This window comes from Rhodococcus sp. MEB032, from assembly GCF_030208925.1.
Lineage (GTDB): Bacteria > Actinomycetota > Actinomycetes > Mycobacteriales > Mycobacteriaceae > Rhodococcus_F > Rhodococcus_F qingshengii.
The window spans coordinates 178596-195644 of sequence record NZ_JARVSY010000003.1 but is presented as its reverse complement, the minus strand read 5'-3'; the positions used below and the strand labels follow the sequence as shown (position 1 = coordinate 195644).

The following is a 17049-nucleotide window of genomic DNA, read 5'->3' as shown; positions in this document are numbered from 1 at the left end:
CCGCACCCATCGGAACGTAACCCGACGTCAAACCCTTTGCCGTGGTCATCATGTCGGGCTGCAAATCGAAACGGGTGGACGCGAACCACTCACCACCGATCCGGCCGAAACCGGTCACGACCTCGTCGACGACAAACAGAATGTCGTGCTCACGGCAGATGTCACGCACCTCGGCCAGATACCCCTCCGGCGGCAGATACACCCCACCCGCACCGATGATCGGCTCCGCGAAGAACGCAGCGATCTTGTTCGCACCGATCTTCTCGATCAACTCGAGCAGGCTCTTCGCATCATCCCAGCCGACGGTCGCCGCATCCGCCATCAGCTCGCCGTACCCCTCACGGTTCACCGGAATACCAGCGAGAGCTGTTCCGGCAACGTGCATTCCGTGATACGCCTTCTGGCGTCCGACGATGATCGTCTTCTCCGGCTGCCCCACCTCGTGCCAGTACCGGCGAGCCAGCTTCGCCGCAGTGTCCACCGAATCCGAACCACCCGAGGTGAAGAAGATCTTGCTCCCGGCAACCGGCGCGATCGTCGCCAACCGCTCGGCCAACACCTGCGTGGTCTCGGGAACAAAATCACCGAAGTTGGAGAAATGAGCGATCTTCGACAACTGAGCCGCTACCGCATCCGCGATCTCGGTGCGCCCGTGCCCGACATTGGTGAACCACAGGCCCGCCGTCGCATCCAGATACCGAGTGCCCTCGCGGTCCCAGATGTACGCGCCCTCACCGCGTGAGACGACAAACGCGCCGTTCTTCTCCACAGCGCCCATGTCCGCGAACCCGTGCCACAATGCCGAAGCCATCATTGTCCCCTTCGAATACAAACGATGCTGGTGTGCAAACGATGTGCTGCGACTATATCGACACCAGGAATCCGCGCACGACGGCGCTCGCCCGGCACCGGCTTTCACGGGCGCACCCGTAATCTGTCGACCATGACTTTTGCCGACAATCTTGCAGCACTGCCCGCCATCGATCATCTGGCCGCCATCGAGGTACTCGACGCCGACGGAAACGTCATCGACACCGTGGAGAACAAGCCCGGAAAGTCCGGCTCGGTCAAGGTGTACAACCATCTCGCTCAGGTCTACGGCGCGCTGACACCCGAAGCCGCCTCGGCAGGATTGACGATCTTCGCCGAGCACACCGAGGACGCCCGGGCGAACCCCGGTAAGCACCCGAACGTGGACCGCCTCGAGCAGGTGCTCGCCTCCGGCAATCCCCTAAGACTTCGCAGCGTTCCGTCCGCGTAACCCGGCTCCCAGCCGTCCGACGGCATTGACCGCCAACGCCATCAGGGCCATCGCGATGCCCAGTACGACGAATCCGATGAACAGGGCCAGATAGCCCTGGTGGCGAGGATCCATGAACGGATACGGATACCAGTCGACGATCGGCCCTCGAATCAACGTGTACACCGCGTAGATCACCGGAAACAGCAGCCACTGCAGTGAGCGGGCTTCGGAGATCCTGTGCCTCGAAGCGAAGAACACCCAGTCGAGAAGCATGACCAGGGGAAGAATCCGATGCAGTGCCGAGTTGATCCAGGCATCGTTCAAATTGACGTCGATATCGGCCAGGAGCACGGCGTAGATGATCCCGGTGATCACCATGTACAGCGTCACCGCCCCGCGGATCGACTGCCACGCCTGCGATTGTGGATCTCGAATTGCACCGACCAGCAACACGATCACCGCAAGAATGTTGCTCTCGATGGTGAAGTAGCTCAGATAGTTCGACAGAGACAGCTCAGCCGCGTCACGGATCGGGATCCACAGCAAAGCGGCAAGTCCGAACACAGCAAACAACAGTCTCAGGGCTCGCACGGCGATCGGCGTCGACAAGACAGGCACCGATGACTCATTTGCGGTATTTGTCGTCACTGGTCGATATTTGCACATCCGCACGATCTGCGAGCGGTAGTTGTGAACGCGTTCGATAGGCTGTCATCAGCATGTCTACAACACCACCGGCCCCGCTCTCCCCCAAGCGGAGTGACCTGAAGAGCGCGCTGGCGCAGGTCTCACTCCGCGACGAGAGTCGACTCCGTCGCAAACTCGACCGTGCCCGCACACCAGACGCTTTGGTGGCGCTGGCCGAGGAAATCGAAACGGCCCGCACGCGGTTGGCCGCACGCTCCGCCAATGTTCCCGCAGTCTCGTATCCGGAAGCTCTGCCCGTCAGTCAGCGCAAGGACGACATCGCGACCGCGATCTCGGAAAATCAGGTTGTCATCGTCGCCGGCGAGACCGGCTCGGGTAAGACAACCCAGATCCCGAAGATCTGTCTCGAACTCGGACGTGGCGTCCGCGGTCTGATCGGACACACACAGCCGCGCCGGTTGGCAGCACGCACCGTTGCCGAACGTATCGCCGAAGAACTCGACACCGAACTCGGCGACGCCGTCGGATACACCGTGCGGTTCACCGACCAGGTCTCGGACCGCACCTACGTCAAGCTCATGACCGACGGCATTCTCCTGGCCGAAATTCAGCGCGACCGTATGCTCCGACGCTACGACACGCTGATCATCGACGAAGCGCACGAACGCAGCCTCAACATCGACTTCATCCTCGGTTACCTGGCTCAGCTGCTCCCCCGCCGACCCGATCTCAAGGTCATCATCACGTCGGCGACCATCGATCCCGAGCGCTTCGCCAAGCACTTCGCTGTCGACGGTAAGCCCGCGCCGATCGTCGAGGTATCCGGGCGAACATTCCCTGTCGAAATGCGTTACCGGCCACTGACCGTCGAATCCGGCGACATCACCTTCGACCGCGATCCCGTCGACGCGGTCTGCGAGGCGGTCGACGAGCTGAGCGCGGAGGGCGAAGGCGACATCTTGGTCTTCCTCTCCGGCGAACGCGAGATTCGCGACACCGCAGATGCTTTACGCGATCGGCGTCTTCGCAACACCGAAATCGTCCCGCTGTACGCGCGGCTGTCTGCTGCCGAGCAACACAAAGTGTTCTCGCCGCACACCGGCCGACGCGTCGTCCTTGCCACCAACGTGGCCGAGACCTCGCTGACCGTTCCCGGCATTCGGTACGTCGTCGATCCGGGAACCGCGCGCATTTCGCGATATTCGGTGCGCACCAAGGTTCAGCGGTTGCCGATCGAGCCCATTTCGCAGGCGTCAGCTCGTCAGCGTTCCGGGCGTTGCGGCCGCGTCGCCGAAGGAATCTGCATCCGCCTGTATTCCGAGGAGGACTTCGAGTCACGGCCGGCATTCACCGAACCGGAGATCCTGCGAACCAACCTCGCATCCGTGATCTTGCAGATGACGGCCCTCGGCCTGGGCGACATCGCGGCATTCCCCTTCGTCGAACCGCCGGACCAGCGCGCCGTGAAGGACGGAATCGGACTCCTCGAGGAACTCGGCGCCATCGCGCGAGGTTCCGAGGCCAGCCACCCCGAACTGACGCCGGTCGGCCGCGAGCTGGCCCAGATTCCGGTGGATCCGCGGATGGCACGGATGCTGGTGGAAGCCAAGAACAACGGTTGCCTTCACGAAACCCTTGTCATCGTCGCGGCGTTGTCCATCCAGGACGTTCGCGAGCGGCCCGCCGAGTTCCAGCAAGCCGCCGACGAAAAGCACGCCCGCTTCAACGTCGAGAACTCCGACTTCCTGGCCTACCTGAAACTGTGGGACTACTTACGCGAACAACGTAACGATCTGTCCTCCAACCAGTTTCGCAAGATGTGCCGGAACGAGTTCCTGCACTGGCTCCGCATCCGCGAATGGCAGGACTTGCACGGGCAACTCCGGCAGATCACCCGCGGTCTTGGCTGGACAGTGGGAGAGACACCGGCAAGCGAGAACGCGATCCATCAGTCGCTCCTTGCCGGGTTGCTCTCGCATATCGGGCTACGCGAGGGCGAGAAGCGGGACTACCTCGGCGCCAGGGGCAGCCACTTCGCGATCTTCCCCGGATCGGGACTGTTCAAGAAGCCACCACGCTGGGTCATGGCCGCCGAACTCGTGGAAACGTCGAGGCTGTGGGCGCGCATGTCCGCGCGTATCGAACCCGAGTGGGCTGAAAAGCTCGCCCCGCACCTGGTGAAACGGACCTATTCCGAACCGCACTGGTCCTCCAAGCGCGGCTCGGCGATGGCATACGAGCGGGTCACTCTCTACGGAGTTCCTCTGGTAACCGGCCGCGCAGTGACGTACTCACGAATCGATCCCGAGGCCTCTCGCGATCTCTTCATCCGCCATGCGCTCGTGCAGGGCGAATGGCAGACGAACCACAAGTTCTTCCACGAAAACCGTGCACTCCTCGACAACGTCGAAGAACTCGAGAACCGCGCGCGCCGACGCGACATCCTCGTCGACGACGAAACTCTCTACGAGTTCTACGACGAACGTATCGGCCAGGAAGCCGTATCCGCCAAGCATTTCGACCAGTGGTGGAAGACCGAGCGGCGCAAGAATCCGAGTCTGCTGACTTTCACACCGGAAACGGTGGTCAACTCCGACGCAGCTGCAGTACTGGGCGGCGATTACCCGGACGCCTGGCGCCAAGGCGACATGCAGTTTCCACTCACTTACCAATTCGAGCCGGGAAAAGACGACGACGGCGTCAGCGCGCACATCCCGGTCGGCCTGCTCGCGCAACTTCAGCCGGTCGGCTTCGACTGGTTGGTCCCCGGTATGCGCGTCGATCTCGTTACCGCTCTGATCAAGACGTTGCCCAAGAACATTCGACGCGCTGTCGTTCCGGCTCCGGATTATGCCGCCGCAGCGTTGGCAGCAGTCAAACCTCGATCCGAGCCGTTGATGACCGCAATGGCCCGCGAACTCTCGCACTTGGGCGGGATCCAGATCGACGCCAAGGACTTCGATCCCGCCGCGCTGCCCGACCATCTTCGGATGACGTTTGTCGTCGAGGACGAATCGGGCAAGGTTCTCGCGAAGGGCAAGGATCTGGCGCAGCTACGACGCACACTCGCCCCGCGCGTGCAGAAGGAAGTGGCCAAGGCGGCAACCGGAACCGAACGGGCAGCGGCAACCGTCTGGACATCCGAAACCCTGGGCGCATTGGAACAGACCATCACTCGCTCCATCGGCGGACAGCAGGTGACCGGCTACCCAGCTCTGGTGCCGGAGAACGGCGGAGTTGCCGTTCGTGTCCTGAGTACGCCGGCCGCGCAGGCGCAGGCGATGAGGGAAGGTACGCGGGCGCTTCTCCTCGCGGCCGTTCCCACCCAACTCAAGGCAGTGACCGCCGGCTTGTCGAACACTCAGCGTCTGGCTCTCGGCCAGAATCCGGACGGCGGCTTGGAGGCCCTCGTCGAAGATTGCCGGGTGGCAGCTGCCAACGAAGTGATTGCGGCCCACGGTGGACCGGTACGCACGCCTGAAGCGTTCGATGCCCTGGTGAAGATCGCACGCTCCGAACTGGCCGGACGCGTTTCCGCGATCCTGCGCATGATTGTTCCGATCCTCGAACAAGCACACCAACTGAGCGTCGTGCTGGACCGCTCGCGCGGCGAGGCAGCCGACGACGTCCGAGAACAGCTGACCTCACTGCTGTTTCCTGGATTTGTCGCCGAACTGGGATCGGCCCGCCTACGCGATTTACCGCGGTATCTTGCCGCAGCAAAATTCCGTCTCGAAGCTCTGCCCGCAAGTGCACAACGAGATCAGCAGGCTATGGATGTCCTCGACCGGGTGTACGCAGCGTACGACCGGTTGTTGAGTTCACTTCCCGAAGAGCGTCGCACTGCTCGAGATGTCGACGCGATCAGTTGGATGATCGAGGAACTGCGCGTGAGCCTGTTTGCGCAGTCCCTCGGTACACCCACACCGATTTCCGAAAAGCGAGTCCTGAAAGCTATCGAAGCGATCAAGCGTTGATGTTCGGCGAGAATTGCGCGATCAGTAGATTGTCTGAATGTTGACGTTGGTGAGGAAACCGCCAAAGGTGGCAACAGTGTTGGCGAACCCGAGGGTTACCAGGCTGTTCACGACTCCGAGAACTGCAACTAAGTTCATAACGCCTCCGTGAAGATCCGAGATGCGGACGAACGTACCTGGTAGACACTAAGCGAATAACGTGCCCGATTTGTTCGATTGTTCGCTTTGTGTTCTCAGCGTTACCTAAGACCGCTCTGTGCTCTCAGCGTTATCTGAGGCGAAGGCCTCAGTCGACGGAAACGGTCTCGGCGCCGGGAGCCTTCTCGGCGGCACGGGTCTCTGCATGCTCGCGCATGTCGGTGATCTCACGTTCGAAATCCGCAGCCGAGCTGAAGGACTTGTACACCGATGCGAATCGCAGGTAGGCGACTTCGTCGAGATTTCGAAGCGGATCGAGGATCGCGAGCCCTACCTCGTTACTGGGAATTTCGGCAGAACCCGAAGCTCGAACGGCATCTTCGACCTGCTGGGCGAGCAAATTCAGCGAATCGTTGTCCACTTGGCGGCCCTGGCATGCGCGACGCACACCTTTGACAACCTTTTCTCGGCTGAAAGGCTCCGTGACGCCGCTGCGCTTCACGACCGAGAGAACTGCCGTCTCGACCGTGGTGAATCGGCGGCCACACTCGGGGCACGAACGGCGCCGCCTGATCGCCTGGCCCTCGTCGGCCTCGCGCGAATCGACCACTCGGGAATCAGGGTGCCGGCAGAACGGGCAATGCATCGGGGTTCCTTCGTTGTCGCCGAAATGGCCGCAACTCAGATTCGCTACCGACTGCAAATCCTCCGACGATTTACAGAGCAGATCCACGTACTCAACGCGACCACCCGAGGTGGTGGGACTGTCAAGTGGACAGCTTACTCGCTGTGAACGGACTGCTCTCACACTCGGTACGCCCCCGCCTGGTACGGGGTAGGTCAGCGCCCCGAGGCCGGCACGATCAGCGTTTGTCCCACTGACAGTCCGGAACTCGACATCGCATTGAGATCCATGATCTGCTCGATCACCGAACCGACAGCCTGGCCAGGTGCAACCTTGGCAGCAATATCACTGAGGGATTCACCCGCGGCAACGCGAACCACTTCGGTCGCGCCGTTTGTCGCAGCTACGTCACCACTCGACAAAGCGCCGATCCCCACCAACGCCAACACTGCGAATGCGGTGAATACGGCGCCCAGGAAAACCGTCTTCCAACCGACATCCTCGGCGGCCACTTCATGTTCGACCCGTGACACACCGACCCTGTTTCGGTGCGCGAAACTTCCTCCGTACGGGCGTGACGAATCGTGCTCGCTGTCCCACCGGCGAGGAGATTCGCGCAATGAACGCGAACCTGAAACCGCGCCCACCGCCGGAACCCGGCGAACGACGGCCGCCTGCGGTTCGTTGTCGACATCCCTGGCCACGCCATGCATTTCGGCCGCTCCGCGCCGTTCGAAGGACACAGCGTCTGCATCGGGCCCATAGAACGAGGGGTGGTACTTCAGTGCCGACGTACCGTCGAAACCAAACGCGTCGAAACCAATCGCGTCGTCGAAAACCCTGTTGCTTTTCAGTGCTGCGTTACCCATCGTGACCTCCGCTGGTCGACACCGATCGATGTGTTCGATCATGCGTTCGATGGAACGCATGTTCGAATTTCTACCACGCCTGGCCGACAATGTCTCTACTTGGAGCGACACGAATCGAACAGATGTTTGAAACCGCGAGCAAATCCGGCTAGATTCGTGTCAGACCACACAGCGGGAATTGCGAAAGCCTCCGTGTTTGTCGACAGCTCGAATGTTGGCAGGAGGCACCGACAGGTTTCTGCGCGACTTGCACCAGGCACTTTGCAGGCACTTTTGCAGGCAGTTTTCAGACACGACTTCTTCAGACACGGAGGCAACAGGCCATGAAGGACGATCGCTCCAGCACAGCCGCGGAGGCAGGAGCATCTGCAGTTCCGTCTCCGTCGAGCGAGACGCTCACCGAGCGTCAGCGGCGCGTTCTCGAAGTGATCCGCGATTCGGTGACGGAACGCGGGTATCCGCCGAGCATTCGCGAAATCGGGGATGCGGTGGGGCTTACCTCCACGTCGTCGGTCGCGCATCAACTGCGAACGTTGGAGCGCAAGGGCTTCCTTCGACGCGATCCCAATCGCCCTCGTGCAGTCGATGTTCGGGGTCTCGACGAGGTTGCGGCCGATACCGCCATCGCGTCGGTGTCGAAGCATTCCGGCGAGTACAACAGTGCCGACCCGCTGCCAGAGCCGGCGTTCGTCCCCATCCTGGGCCGCATCGCTGCCGGCGGACCGATCCTCGCCGAGGAAGCTGTGGAGGATGTGTTTCCACTCCCCCGCGAGCTCGTCGGCCAAGGTTCGCTCTTCATGCTCAAGGTTGTCGGTGAGTCGATGATCGATGCAGCGATCTGCGATGGCGACTGGGTTGTCGTCCGTCAGCAGAACGTCGCCGAGAACGGTGACATCGTGGCCGCAATGATCGACGGCGAAGCCACCGTGAAGACGTTCAAGCGTACGAAGAAGGAGGTGTGGCTGATGCCGCACAACGACCTCTTCGAGCCGATTCCCGGCAACAACGCCGTCATCTTGGGCAAGGTTGTCACGGTCATGCGGAAGATCTGAGTTCGCTCGCACCCTCGATCACAAAACTCTGGGCCCCGGCATCAGCCGGGGCCCAGAGTCTTTTCGTGACGATCAGCGGTCCATCACCCGAATCAGAGATTCAGCGAACGTCCGATGATCTCCTTCATGATCTCGGTTGTGCCACCGTAGATGGTCTGCACACGAGAGTCCATATACGCCTTGGCAACCGGGTATTCCTTCATGTAGCCGTAGCCTCCGTGCAGCTGGAGGCAGCGGTCGATGAGCTTGACCTGAGCTTCGGTGGTCCACCACTTCGCCATCGCAGCTTCCTGCACGGTCAGCTTCTCGGCATTGAGCTGCTCGATGAACTTGTCCACCAGGATGCGCACTGCCGTGGTCTCCGTTGCCAATTCGGCCAGTACGAATCGGGTGTTCTGGAAGCTGCCGATCGACTTGCCGAATGCCTTGCGGTCACGGCAGTACTGGATCGTGCTCTCGAGAACCGATTCCATTGCGGCGGCAGCAACGACGGCGATCGAGAGTCGTTCCTGGGGAAGGTTCTTCATCAAGTAGAAGAAGCCCATTCCCTCTTCGCCCAGCAGGTTGGCAGCGGGAACGCGTACGTCGGTGAAGCTGAGTTCGGCGGTGTCCTGAGCCTTCATGCCGATCTTGTCGAGATTGCGTCCTCGCTCGAAGCCGGGCATGTCCCGCTCGACCACGAGGAGGCTGAAGCCCTGAGCACCCTTGTCCGGGTCGGTGCACGCGACAACGATGATGATGTCGGCGTTGATTCCGTTGGTGATGAAGGTCTTCGAACCGTTGAGTACCCAGTGGTCCCCGTCGCGAACTGCTTTCGTCTTGATGCCCTGCAGGTCGCTACCGGTACCCGGTTCGGTCATCGCGATCGCCGAGATCAGCTCACCCGACGCGAATCCGGGTAGCCAACGCTGCTTCTGCTCCTCGTTGGTCAACTCCAGGAGGTACGGCGCCACCACGTCGTTGTGCAGCGTGAAGCCGATACCACTGAAGCCACCCTTGGTGGTTTCCTCGGTGATGATCGCGTTGTAGCGGAAATCCTTGACACCGCCGCCGCCGAATTCCTCAGGTACCGCGGTTCCCAGGAATCCCTGCTTTCCGGCCTCGACCCAGACGTCACGATCGACGATGTTCTGCTCTTCCCACTTCTCGTGGTTCGGTGCCACGTGCTGTGCCAAGAACTTCTGGTACGACTCCCGGAAGAGTTCATGTTCCGGTTCGAACAGGGTGCGCTCCACGCCGACTCCTTGCAATTCGATATACGGCACTTCAGTGATGTACCCGGTGGGGACGATGTACCCGGTCGGGATGTTTTCGCTGAGACTGGGCACGCCGAAGTTCGCGGGCCCACGTCACTGCCTCCGACGGTAGAACCTGTTGCGATACCCGTCGATGACCCGAACGATCACGATTCGTGACTGTAGCGGTTATCTGTTACTCGAAGTACGGAATTTGGCGAGGTATCGCATGATCGGGTAGGCGACCAGGATGCCGATCGACCCCCAAGCGATGCCGCCCAGCTCGACCGAACCAATGGTCAGCGTCAGGTTCCCGATGCCGGCAACCAGTGCGGCAGCGGCGACGGTCAGGTTGACCGGATCGGTGAAGTCCACCTTCGCTTCCATCCAGATGCGCACACCGAGAATGCCGATGAGTCCGTAGAGAACCATCGTCGCACCGCCGATGACGCCGTTCGGAACCGTGAAGACCAGTGCACCGAATTTGGGCGAAAATGCCAGGATCACGGCGGTGGCGGCCGCTACCCAGTACGCCGCGGTCGAGTACACACGCGTCGCTGCCATGACCCCGATGTTCTCGGCATACGTGGTGGTTCCGGATCCGCCGCCGGCGCCCGCCAAGGTCGTGGCGAGACCGTCTGCAAACAGCGCATTGCCGGCCAGGTCATCGAGGGACTTTCCCGTCATGGCGGACACCGCCTTGACGTGTCCGACGTTTTCGGCGACCAGAACGATCACCACGGGCAGCGCGAGCACGATCACCGACCAGTCGAACGACGGTCCGTGCAGACTCGGCAGCCCGAACCAGTCGGCTTCGCGCAGAGCGGACACTCGTTCACTGTCGAGACCACCGATGACCGCGGCGAAGACCCAGCCGATCACTACGCCGACCAGAATGCCCAACCGGCCGAGCAGCCCGGGACCGACGACCGTGACCAGCAGGATCGAAACGAGCGTGACCGTGGCGATCAGCGGCTGCGATTCGAAGGAACCGACCGCCGTCGGAGCGAGGTTGAGACCGATCAGCGCGACGACGGCGCCTGTCACTACCGGCGGCATGACGGCGTCGATGACCCGGCTGCCGATCAGACGTACGGCGACGCCGATCAACATCAACACGATGCCGACGGCCATGACGGCACCGAGCTGCGCGGCCGGGCCCGATCCTGCCGACGCTGTCAGCGGGGCGATGAACGCGAAGGACGAACCGAGATAGCTCGGGATCCGGCCCCGGGTGATGAGCAGGAACAGCGCGGTGCCGATACCCGAGAACAACAGCGTCGTCGTGACGGGGAAGCCGGTGATGGTCGGAACGAGCAGTGTCGCTCCGAACATCGCGATGACGTGTTGCATCCCGATTCCGATGGTGCGCGGCCAACTCAGTCGTTCGTCCGGCGCCACGACGGCTCCGTCGGCGATCCGCTTGCCGTCTCCGTGGACAGTCCAGCCGATTCCGCCGGCCCCGGTCATTGTTTCTCGTTCGATCACAGGTCGAAATACTAGAGGTCAGGCGCTCGGTCTCCGACCGAGACCAACGAAACCAGTTCAGCTGATTGCGTCGGCCGCCGCTTTGCGCGCTGCCACCGGATCACCGGTTGCCAGCACCGCCGCCGCAGCCGCCTCACATTGCGCCATGGTGACTGACCCGACCTTCGCTCCCACACCCGCGACCGACGCCGCAGCGCACGACAGCGAGGAAACTCCGAGTCCGGCCAGAACACACGCCAACAGTGGATCGGCGGCCGCCTCACCGCAGACGCCGACGCGCTTGCCTGCCGCCTGACCGGCCTGGGCCGTACGTGCGACAAGGGCGAGCACCGCGGGCTGCCACGGATCGGTCAGGTCGGCGAGTTCGGAGGACATCCGATCAGCGGCCATCGTGTACTGAGCGAGGTCGTTGGTACCGATCGAGAGGAATTCGACGTGTTCGAGAATCTGGTCGGCCAACAGCGCCGCCGCCGGGATCTCCACCATCACACCGGGAACGAGATCGCGTGCCCGCACCGCATCGGCAAAACGTTTCGCCTCGGCCGGGGTGGCGATCATCGGTGCCATCACCCACGGCGACGAGTTCGTCGACGCCGCAGCTGCGGCGATCGCGTCCAGCTGGCGGTCGAGAATCCCCATGTCCTGCCAGGCGATTCGCACCCCGCGAACGCCGAGGGCCGGATTAGCTTCCTCTTGATGGTTGGCGAATTTGAGCGGCTTGTCCGAACCCGCGTCCAACGTGCGAATAATGACCTTCTTGCCTGAGAAGGCCTCGAGAACTTCGGCGTAGATCGCCGCCTGCTCGTCAACGGTCGGTTCGGTCTCACGGCCGAGGAAGCAGAGTTCGGTCCGGAAGAGCCCGATGCCTCCCGCTGCGGTCAACGCCGCGGCGCGAGCGCCCGCGCCGTCTTGAACATTGGCGAGAACGTCTACCGGCCGACCGTCCGACGTCCGGCCTGGTCCGGTCCACGTGCTGACGCGTTCGCGATCGATCCGGGATTGTTCGACCAGTTCGCGCGCCTGTTCGGGATCCGGCTCCGCGATCACGTCGCCGGTGGTTCCGTCGATCAGAATCGGTGTTCCGGCCGCGATGGATTCCAATTCCTTCGCAGCCACGATGCACGGGATGCCCAACTGCCTCGCGATGATTGCCGTGTGGCTGGTCGGGCCGCCGAAGATGGTCACGAGTCCGATGATCTTGGTTGCATCGAGGCCCGCGGTGTCCGCAGGAGCCAGATCGTCCGCGCACAGCACCGACGGCGTCTCGGGCATCGGAACTCCGGGTTCGGGCAATCCGGAGAGTTCGGCGATCACGCGGTCGCGGATGTCCTCGAGATCGGTGACGCGCTCGGCCATCACACCGCCGACCTTGGTGAACAGCACCACGAACTGCTCCGTCGCCGCGATCGCAGCCTGCACCGGGGGCACTCCGCCGGCGATCGACTTCTTTGCCGCCCCGATCCAGCCGCGATCGGCTGCCATCGCCGCGTTGGCCTGCAAGACCTCGGCGGCCGCGCCTGTGGCTTCGGCAGCCCGTCCGAGAAGGCGGTTCTCGACAGCCTTCGCTGCTGCGACGAAGGCGTCTGCAGCGGCCTCTCGATCGGCCTCGTCGAGTGCGGGCGCATCGGTGACGAGTTCTGGTCGGCTGGACGGCCAGATAGCCGGGCCGTAGGCAATTCCGGGCACGACGGGGGTGCCGTGCACGGTGATTCGGTTGAGCTGTTCGGTCATCTGTCCTCCTTGAGCGATGGGCCCGGTGCCACACCGGATCACCTCGAGCGCGTAAAGCCCTCACCTTCGTTGTGACGAAGATTACTCCCAAGTCTTGACATGTCAACACACTCGGGCGTAAAACAACATAAAGCAACATTCACTGTGATCCACAACGCACCGTCGGATCACATTTCGGAATCGGAGAGCACGTGTACGCGGAAGAACGCCAACAAGCGATCGGCACCATGGTGTCGCAGCGCGGACGCATGTCCGTGGCGGCGCTGTCGGAGACCTTCGGTGTGACCACCGAGACCGTGCGTCGCGATCTGGCCTTCCTCGAGCGGATCGGACAGATCAGGCGTGTACACGGCGGCGCCGTTCCGACCGGATCCCTCCACGTGACCGAACCGGGCATGGCGGAACGCGATCAGACCCGCGCGCAACAGAAGGACCGGATCGCCCGCTGCGCGGTCACCTATCTCCCTCCTACCGGCGGCAGCGTCATCTTCGACGCGGGCACGACTACGGGCCGCATGATCCCCGAACTACCGACCGAGAACGACTTCACGGCCGTGACCAATTCCGTGCCGATCGGCGCACGACTGGCATCGATGAACTCGATTTCCCTGATCCTGCTCGGCGGACGAGTACGCGGGGTGACGCAAGCCGCGGTCGGCGAGGACGCTCTGCGCCTGCTGAGCACGTTACGGGTCGACGTCGCCTTCGTCGGAACCAACGCGATCAGCGTCGGGCACGGCCTCTCCACCCCGGACAGCGAAGAGGCCGCCGTCAAACGAGCGATGGTCAAGGCCGCCAATCACGTTGTCGTGGTGGCCGATTCCAGCAAAGTCGGCCGCGAGCACTTGATCAGCTTCGCACCACTCGACAGCATCGACGTCCTCATCACCGACGAAGAGATCAGTCCCACAGACACATCCGAGTTCCACGACCACGGAATCGAGGTGGTGATCGCATGATCGTCACACTGACAGCCAACCCGAGTATCGATCGGACCGTACAACTCGAGCAACGGCTCGAACGAGGCTCCGTCCTACGCGCCCACTCCACTCGCAGCGACCCCGGCGGCAAGGGGGTCAACGTGGCGCGTGTTCTCGCCGCAGCCGACCTCGACGTGCTCGCGGTGCTGCCGGGAAACGGTGGTGACCCTCTGCTCTCGGCGCTCGCAACCGGTGGGATTCCCCACATCGGCGTCGCCACAACGGGTCCGGCTCGCACCAACATCACCATCGCGGAACCGGACGGGACCACGACGAAGATCAACGAACCGGGCGCAACGCTGTCCGGTTCGACACTCGACGCCCTGGCACAGGAGTTGATCGCCCGCGCCGATACCGCACTGTGGTTCGCGCTGTCCGGCTCACTGCCTCCCGGCGTTCCGCTGGGGTGGTACGGCGAACTGGTCGCCGCGCTGCGCGATCACCCGTGCAAGGTGGCGGTCGACACCTCGGACGCCCCGCTGACGGCACTCGCCGAAGGCTTCCCCGGCTCGGCACCTGATCTGCTCAAACCCAACGGCGAGGAACTCGCGCAACTGACCGGCGTCGACGGCCACGTCCTCGAACGTGCTGCCGAGAACGGTGATCCCGGGCCTGCAATCACGGCGGCGCAGCGATTGGTCGATCGCGGCGTCGGCAGCGTGCTCGCCACGCTCGGCGCAGCCGGTGCCGTCCTCGTCACGGCCGACGGCGCGTGGATCGCCACCGCTCCCCCGATTGTCGCAGTCAGTACCGTCGGCGCAGGCGATTCGTCGCTGGCCGGCTACATCCTCGCCGAAGCGGGCGGCGGCTCGGAATCCGAGCGGCTACGTCACGCGGTCGCCTACGGAAGCGCCGCTGCCTCCCTTCCCGGCACAACCCTTCCCACACCCGAACAGATCGATCTGGCAGCGGTTTCGGTATCTGCAGCAGATGCCGCCTCTCCCATCCCCGTCCCCACCGAACTCGCCTGACGCCCTAAGGAACCTGACATGTCCGATACCACCGCAGCCGGCAGTTCCGGCCCGGAGATCATCAGTCCCGAACTGATCTCACTCGACACCGACCTGGGTTCGACCAAGGAAGATGTCATTCGTTCTCTCGCAGCGCGATTGACTGCAGCGGGACGGGCGAGCGACGCCGCGGGATTGGTCGATGCCGCACTCGCTCGCGAAGCGCAGTCCGCGACCGGACTGCCCGGCGGAATCGCAATTCCCCACTGCCGCGCCGAGGCTGTCTCGTCCGCGTCCCTGGGGTTTGCTCGACTCGATCCGAAGGTCGACTTCGGTGCACCCGACGGCCCCGCCGATCTGGTCTTCCTGATCGCGGCACCCGAAGGCGCCGGGGCCGAGCACATGAAGCTGCTCTCCTCCTTGGCCCGAGCACTCGTCAGGCCCGCGTTCGTCACGTCACTTCGTGAAGCGTCGACGCCGGACGAGATCGTGAGACTGGTCGACGAGGTACTAAATCCCGCGCCGAAGGATCCTGCAGCAAAGGCCGCGGCAGCGACACCCCCGGCACCTGTTTCCACCGGGAAACACGCTACCGAGGAGACCCCGGCACCAGCGCCCGCGGAGCGTCACATCGTCGCGGTCACCGCCTGCCCGACCGGAATCGCTCACACCTACATGGCGGCGGACTCACTCGTCGCCGCGGGTGAACGCGCCGGCGTCAAGGTGCACGTCGAAACCCAAGGTTCGAGCGGAAGCACCCCCCTTGACCCTTCGGTGATCGCCGGAGCCGCCGCGGTCATCTTCGCCACCGACGTCGGCGTGAAGGGCCGCGAACGATTCGCCGGTAAGCCCGTCGTCGCTTCCGGTGTGAAGCGGGCAATCAACGAGCCGGACAAGATGCTCGCAGAAGCGTTGCGCGCCTCCGAGAATCCCGCCGCCGCCACCGTTGACGGCACCGCGGCAGCGGCCGCGGATTCCGATGCCGGTTCCGTAGGGTTCGGCACCCACCTCCGTCAGGTCCTCTTGACCGGTGTCAGCTACATGATCCCGTTCGTCGCGGCCGGCGGTCTGCTGATCGCACTCGGCTTCCTGCTCGGCGGATACGAGATCTCCGGTCCGGCCAAGGACATCGTTCTCAACAACTCGATCACCAACCTTCCCGACGGTGGTCTGGCCACCTATCTCGGCGCAGTGCTGTTCCAGATCGGTTCCTTGGCATTCAGCTTCCTGGTGCCCGCCTTGGCCGGCTACATCGCCTTCGCCATCGCCGACCGGCCTGGCATCGCTCCCGGCTTCACAGCCGGCGCGGTCGCCGTGTTCGTCGGTGCCGGTTTCATCGGCGGCTTGGTCGGTGGTCTCATCGCCGGTGTCGTCGCGCTCTACATCGGCCGGATCGCCGTCCCGCAGTGGCTGCGAGGCCTGATGCCGGTGGTGATCATTCCGCTGTTCGCGACGCTGGTCGTCGGAGCACTGATGTTCATCGTCCTCGGGCGTCCGCTCGCCGCGATCACCTCCGGTCTCACCGACTGGCTCAACGGACTGTCCGGCAGCTCGGCCATCTTCCTCGGCATCATTCTCGGCCTGATGATGTGCTTCGACCTCGGTGGACCGGTCAACAAGGCGGCTTACGCCTTCGCCGTCGCCGGACTCAACGTCAACGACCCGGCCACTTTGCGCATCATGGCGGCTGTGATGGCTGCCGGTATGGTTCCGCCGCTTGCCATGGCACTTGCCTCGACGGTGCTGCGTCCCAAGCTCTTCAGCGAAGCCGAACGGGAGAACGGAAAGGCTGCCTGGTTGCTGGGTTCGGCATTCATCTCCGAGGGCGCGATTCCGTTCGCCGCTGCCGACCCGCTTCGCGTGATCCCCTCGATGATGGCGGGCGGCGCGGTCACCGGCGCGCTGATCATGGCTTTCGACGTCACTCTCAGCGCCCCGCACGGCGGGATCTTCGTCTTCTTCGCAGTCGGCGGAATCGGCTGGTTCCTGGTCTCGCTCGCCGCGGGAACCGTGGTAGCTGCGCTCGCCGTCGTCGGAGCCAAGGAGTTCTTCCGCAAGGGGCCGTCCGATGCCGAACTCGACCCCGAAATCGTGCCCGCTGCGGCATGATCGA

Annotated in this window: 13 protein-coding genes; 6 read left to right on the top strand and 7 right to left on the bottom strand. The window is 63.2% G+C overall.

What is annotated here, in order from left to right; translation table 11 throughout:
• Nucleotides 1–811, bottom strand: an 811-nt coding sequence (locus tag QRN54_RS05455; protein WP_285181713.1) for an aminotransferase family protein, incomplete at its 3' end; no start/stop codon positions are given.
• Nucleotides 812–943: 132 nt separating this feature from the next.
• Here QRN54_RS05455 and QRN54_RS05450 point away from each other — a divergent pair.
• A complete protein-coding gene (locus QRN54_RS05450) occupies nt 944–1261 on the top strand; it encodes a DUF2322 family protein (RefSeq protein WP_209448641.1) in 318 nt (105 codons plus the stop codon).
• Here the strand turns inward: QRN54_RS05450 and QRN54_RS05445 are convergent.
• Nucleotides 1232–1861, bottom strand: coding sequence for a Pr6Pr family membrane protein (locus QRN54_RS05445; protein WP_003942129.1), 630 nt, complete (start codon nt 1859–1861; stop codon nt 1232–1234). The two genes, QRN54_RS05450 and QRN54_RS05445, sit on opposite strands and share 30 nt — an antisense overlap.
• 101 nt (nt 1862–1962) lie before the next feature.
• Here QRN54_RS05445 and hrpA point away from each other — a divergent pair, with 101 nt between their 5' ends.
• Nucleotides 1963–5868, top strand: coding sequence for an ATP-dependent RNA helicase HrpA (hrpA, locus tag QRN54_RS05440; RefSeq protein WP_285181712.1), 3906 nt, complete (start codon nt 1963–1965; stop codon nt 5866–5868).
• Nucleotides 5869–6154: 286 nt separating this feature from the next.
• Here the strand turns inward: hrpA and nrdR are convergent, their stop codons facing one another.
• Both nrdR and QRN54_RS05430 read right to left on the bottom strand, forming a co-directional pair.
• The gene (gene nrdR, locus QRN54_RS05435; RefSeq protein ID WP_030535543.1) at nt 6155–6652 is read right to left on the bottom strand and encodes a transcriptional regulator NrdR; all 498 of its coding nucleotides are present in this window, start codon (nt 6650–6652) and stop codon (nt 6155–6157) included.
• A 194-nt stretch (nt 6653–6846) separates the two neighbouring features.
• The gene (locus QRN54_RS05430; RefSeq protein WP_003942242.1) at nt 6847–7560 is read right to left on the bottom strand and encodes a LysM peptidoglycan-binding domain-containing protein; all 714 of its coding nucleotides are present in this window, start codon (nt 7558–7560) and stop codon (nt 6847–6849) included.
• 263 nt (nt 7561–7823) lie between these two features.
• Here QRN54_RS05430 and lexA point away from each other — a divergent pair, with 263 nt between their 5' ends.
• Nucleotides 7824–8552, top strand: coding sequence for a transcriptional repressor LexA (gene lexA / locus QRN54_RS05425; protein WP_007735195.1), 729 nt, complete (start codon nt 7824–7826; stop codon nt 8550–8552).
• 92 nt (nt 8553–8644) lie between these two features.
• Here lexA and QRN54_RS05420 read toward each other — a convergent pair whose 3' ends face one another.
• The 3 genes from QRN54_RS05420 to QRN54_RS05410 all read right to left on the bottom strand — a co-directional run bounded on the left by QRN54_RS05420 (nt 8645) and on the right by QRN54_RS05410 (nt 13006).
• Nucleotides 8645–9787 carry an acyl-CoA dehydrogenase family protein gene (locus QRN54_RS05420; RefSeq protein ID WP_007735194.1) on the bottom strand — a complete coding sequence of 381 codons (1143 nt, stop codon included), beginning with the start codon at nt 9785–9787 and terminating at the stop codon, nt 8645–8647.
• Between the two features lie 189 nt (nt 9788–9976).
• Nucleotides 9977–11257, bottom strand: a complete 1281-nt coding sequence (locus tag QRN54_RS05415; RefSeq protein ID WP_020907537.1) for a uracil-xanthine permease family protein — start codon at nt 11255–11257, stop codon at nt 9977–9979.
• Nucleotides 11258–11332: 75 nt separating this feature from the next.
• A complete protein-coding gene (locus QRN54_RS05410; protein WP_064688803.1) occupies nt 11333–13006 on the bottom strand; it encodes a putative PEP-binding protein in 1674 nt (557 codons plus the stop codon).
• Between the two features lie 191 nt (nt 13007–13197).
• Here QRN54_RS05410 and QRN54_RS05405 point away from each other — a divergent pair, with 191 nt between their 5' ends.
• The 3 genes from QRN54_RS05405 to QRN54_RS05395 are packed head-to-tail and all read left to right on the top strand — an operon-like array spanning nt 13198 to nt 17045.
• Nucleotides 13198–13965, top strand: a complete 768-nt coding sequence (locus QRN54_RS05405) for a DeoR/GlpR family DNA-binding transcription regulator (protein WP_003942134.1) — start codon at nt 13198–13200, stop codon at nt 13963–13965.
• The gene (locus QRN54_RS05400) at nt 13962–14957 is read left to right on the top strand and encodes a 1-phosphofructokinase family hexose kinase (protein ID WP_042450660.1); all 996 of its coding nucleotides are present in this window, start codon (nt 13962–13964) and stop codon (nt 14955–14957) included. The genes QRN54_RS05405 and QRN54_RS05400 overlap by 4 nt, the downstream gene beginning before the upstream one ends.
• Nucleotides 14958–14975: 18 nt before the next feature.
• Nucleotides 14976–17045 carry a PTS fructose transporter subunit IIABC gene (locus tag QRN54_RS05395; RefSeq protein ID WP_050655799.1) on the top strand — a complete coding sequence of 690 codons (2070 nt, stop codon included), beginning with the start codon at nt 14976–14978 and terminating at the stop codon, nt 17043–17045.
• Nucleotides 17046–17049 lie beyond the last annotated feature (4 nt).